At 39.1% G+C, this 3,956-nt stretch carries 4 protein-coding genes; all 4 read right to left on the bottom strand.

Annotated features, from left to right (window positions below):
* Window positions 1–939 (bottom strand): DUF3231 family protein (locus V7659_RS21185; RefSeq protein ID WP_335542055.1); only part of this gene is annotated, 939 nt, incomplete at its 3' end.
* Window positions 940–1,096: 157 nt separating this feature from the next.
* Window positions 1,097–2,188 carry a DUF4179 domain-containing protein gene (locus V7659_RS21180; RefSeq protein ID WP_335542053.1) on the bottom strand — a complete coding sequence of 364 codons (1,092 nt, stop codon included), beginning with the start codon at window positions 2,186–2,188 and terminating at the stop codon, window positions 1,097–1,099.
* Window positions 2,189–2,203: 15 nt separating this feature from the next.
* Window positions 2,204–2,713, bottom strand: coding sequence for an RNA polymerase sigma factor (locus V7659_RS21175; RefSeq protein WP_335542052.1), 510 nt, complete (start codon window positions 2,711–2,713; stop codon window positions 2,204–2,206).
* Between the two features lie 153 nt (window positions 2,714–2,866).
* Window positions 2,867–3,956: aminopeptidase (locus V7659_RS21170; protein ID WP_335542051.1), on the bottom strand; the 1,090-nt coding region annotated here is incomplete at its 5' end.

Here is a 3,956-nt window from a genome sequence, read left to right as displayed (position 1 = left end):
CACCATAATATCAAACCAGTTTTTTGTTATTGCTAATGTTTTTAGAATTGTTTTTTCATAAACGACAGCTAGATCTGTTCGCATGGCTCCTGCTAGACCTGTCCCGTAATATACTTGTGCAGTTTGAGCCAAAAAACCCATATGATACAACATTAATTTATCAGAAAAAGGTGAATCTTTTGAGGTCGTAACCTCTGATTCCCACGACATGGGAACTGGCAAATTATCCTTGTGCAAAATTTTTGAAAGGGCTTGTATGTTTTCATCCGCCTTTTCTTCTAATTCCTCAAAGAACTTTCTTATTTCTTTCGATTCAGTGACTTGACTGAATCCAATTGAAAGAGTTTTTGCCATAATGCTCTTTTTAGTGTTAAGAGAAATACTGATTATTTCTGTAGCAGATAAAAGTCTCCCTTTTCCGAAGAATCCGTCAATAAAATCATTGGTAGAAATAAATTCAGGGTCCTCGTTAGGATAAAAATAGGGGTCTCTTTGGAATTTTCCTTTTTTAAGCAATAACTCAATGGTTAAATCGTACATACTTTTTGCATCATTTACACATGAATTGTAAAATTCCCGTATGTCCTTTCTGACAGAAACACATAAAGCAGTTGTATGACCCAACATCCCATGTATAGTCATAATATGTAAATAATTTAAGCAGAATGTGTCAGAAAACAATCTCCCTGCACTTTTATTAAGGTCTGACTCAGTAAATCCAACAGGAATTGGAAATCCTTCTTTCTCAATGAAGAAAACAAGCTGCTTCTTTTGCTTTTCCCATGTCTCAATAGCAATTTCAAAAACTTTTTTTATCGATTCGTCTTCCAAAATAGAAATCATATACTTATTTACTATCTCGGCCATAGTTCCGTTTACATACTCCCCCCATAGTGTTCCTATTTCGGAAGATGTCAGTTTTAAATTATCAATTTCCATTTGTTTTCACCTCTTCCGTATTTTTTACTGACATAGAAATAGATATGCATTGGGGTAAATGTTTAACTAGGGAAGTAGCAACGGAAATAGTAAAGTTCGGTAAAACGGGTAATTATCAAAATAAGCTGCCCCAAAAACTTTGAGACAGCTTCCCATTTTATCTTAAGTTAATTTTTAAATCGCCCACTTGAAGGACGCAGTTTTGGCGGTCTTTGACTGGGGCGAAGTAAAGGACGTATTGATCACGCGGTCCGTCTGCTTCCGCCTTGCTGAAGATTGGGTCGGCCATTTTGCCGGCCGAACTCAAGAATACACCCGACTTGTTGTAATCGACCGTATACCCTTTTTCTTTATCAATTTTTCTGGCATTTAAGAGTTGCAGCTGGAGTTTGCTGAACACATCGTAGGCGACACCGTTTTCGAAATGTGGTTTAATGTCTGTGCCAGTGACGACCACCCTTGTTTCAAGTGGCGAAAATTCCACACGCTTTACTTGATATGTTTCATTTTTAAATGTAAATTCTTTACTCACATCAAAGGTTTCGCGCCCACCAACCGCTTCTTTCGAGAGCTTGAAATCAAGTGGCCAAACGGTTTCTACACGGCTTGCTCCATTGTTTCCATGAATGGTCAAGTCTTTCAATTTTAAATGGACTTCATCCCCTTGGAACGTGCTGATGGATTCGAAAGAGAGCGCTTCTGCCACTTTGTTCGCCTTCTTATCATAATAACGACTGCCCCAACCGATATTTTTCAATTTCTTTACCTCATTGCCTACCACTAAGTTCATGGAAGTAAAGCCTTCAAACATATCAAGGTAATAGTTTTTCAAATTAGTTTTCTTGCTTTCATAGGTAACCAAAAGCTTGGCTTCCTTGTCATCCATCAGGATACTATTAAAATGAACGGTAATATCGTTATCTTTATCATAGTAGGTTTTGTTGATTTCTTGGCCCATTCCATTTGTAAGGGCGGATTTTAATCCACTATCATCGATATGCTCGCTAGAGAAAATTTTATCGTAGACGTTTTGGATCGCCGCTCTTACTGGTGAAAAAGTCAGGGAAGATGCCGCGATCAAACAGGCTGCAGCTGTAAGTAATATCCTTCTTGAAAAAGATTTTTCCTCTCTTATGGTCATAGGATTGTCTCCTAACTGGTCGATTTTTTTATTCAACTCTTCCCATCCATCCGGGACCTGCTTTTCCAAAGCATGGTCTAAATGCTTTATAATTTTTCCATTTTCCATCCAAAAATCCCCTCCTTACTCCAGACCTTTTTTTAGTTTTTTCAAGGCCATTCGATATTTCCAGAGAACGGTTCCCAAAGGCATCTCCATAATTTTGGCGATTTCTTTATGCTTTAGCCCCGAGATATCCTTCATGATGACGATCTGCCGCTCTCCACTATCCAGGAGTGCAAGGTATTTGGATAACACGATTTTGTCGACAGGGTCTTCAGATATGTACTCCAGACGTTCAAAATATTGGTCATCAAACCCGGTCAATTCGCGCTTTTTTTTCCGGTAAAGGTCGAGGGCCGTGTTGCGCGTTACCCTAATCAGCCATGCTCTGACATTGGTCACTTGATTATAATTTGAATGCTGGTAAAGTTTGATATACACTTCTTGCAGTACATCCTCGGCCAACTCAAAATCTCTTAAAATCGATAACGCCATCGCGTACACATGCTTTTTATGATCAATATATAATTGTTTAAATTCATCCCGGGGATCCACCGGGGTCTTTAATTGATGCAAACTTGTTTGATTCATCTTTGGCCTCCTTTCATATAGTAGACGGCCGACTTTTGTTTTTTATTGGTAAAAAATTTATTTTTTTCTCTATTATGGCAAAAAAAGTGGTGCCTGACACCCAGCGTGTTAAAGCTTTAACGCATCAGGGGTCAGGCACCTATTTCGATGTAATTAAAATGCCCAGTTCCCATTTCGGAAAATGGGTTCGATCCTTCCGTCTGGAAGCATACCGTCAATATCCATATCACGAGAGCCAATCATAAAATCTACGTGCGTCATACTTTCATTCAAACCGACTTTCGCAAGTTCTTCTTTAGACATCGTTTTTCCTTCGTCTAAACAAAACGGAAATCCTTCGCCAATTGCTAAGTGATTTGACGCATTTTCGTCGAAAAGCGTGTTATAAAAAATGGTGTTTGATTCTGAAATAGGCGACTGATGCGGAACGAGAGCTATTTCCCCAAGATACCTGCTGCCATCATCTGTTTCAATCAATTGTTTAAGTGTGTCATACCCGTTTTCACAGGTGAAATCTACGATTTTACCTTCTTTAAATGTTAAGGTAAAGTTTTCGATAAGGTTTCCTGAGTAACTTAACGGTTTTGTACTGGTAACGATGCCGTTTACCCCGTATTTATTTGGAGAAGTGAACACTTCTTCTGTAGGCATGTTCGCTATGAAGAGTGTCCCTTTTTCATTATGATTTCCGGCACTCATCCATTTATGTTTTTCTGGCAGTTCCACGGTTAAATCAGTGCCTGGGGCACGGTAATGTAGTGATTTGTATTTTCGCCCATTTAAATAATTAGCTTTACTATCTAGAGCTGCTATATGTTCTTTCCATGCACCAATTGTATCCTCATGGTCGATTCTCGTTGCAGAAAAGATAGCATCCCAAAGCGCATTGATTCGTTCCGTTTTATCAATATTCGGGAACACTTTATCGGCCCATGCCTGATTAGGATAGGCGACAATCGTCCAGGCAATTTTATCACTCAACATATAGGTTCGAAACTTGGTAAGGGCTTTACCTGATGCTTTATTAAAATTCGCGATTCGCTCTGGGTCAATTCCATTTAATAAATCGGGGTTTCTTGAATCGATCAAGATAAAGGCACCATTCTTTTCAGCTAGCTCTTCACGCTGCATGACACGGTAGGGCGGGAACTCAGTACAAACTTCATCGGATGCCGATTCATATTTCATTCGGGTTAAAGCGTCATCATTCCATTCATAAATGACTTCGCTGTCACCGATTTCA

Origin of the sequence: Neobacillus drentensis (assembly GCF_036966985.1) — a bacterium.
Lineage (GTDB): Bacteria > Bacillota > Bacilli > Bacillales > Cytobacillaceae > Neobacillus > Neobacillus drentensis_E.
The sequence above is the reverse complement of the archived record's forward strand: the minus strand, read 5'-3'. Positions and strand labels throughout refer to the sequence as shown.

Excerpts from the sequence above, each read along its gene's own strand:
- V7659_RS21180 (WP_335542053.1), bottom strand. The coding sequence starts at position 2,188 with ATGGAAAATGGAAAAATTATAAAGCATTTAGACCATGCTTTGGAAAAG.
- V7659_RS21175 (WP_335542052.1), bottom strand. The coding sequence starts at position 2,713 with ATGAATCAAACAAGTTTGCATCAATTAAAGACCCCGGTGGATCCCCGG.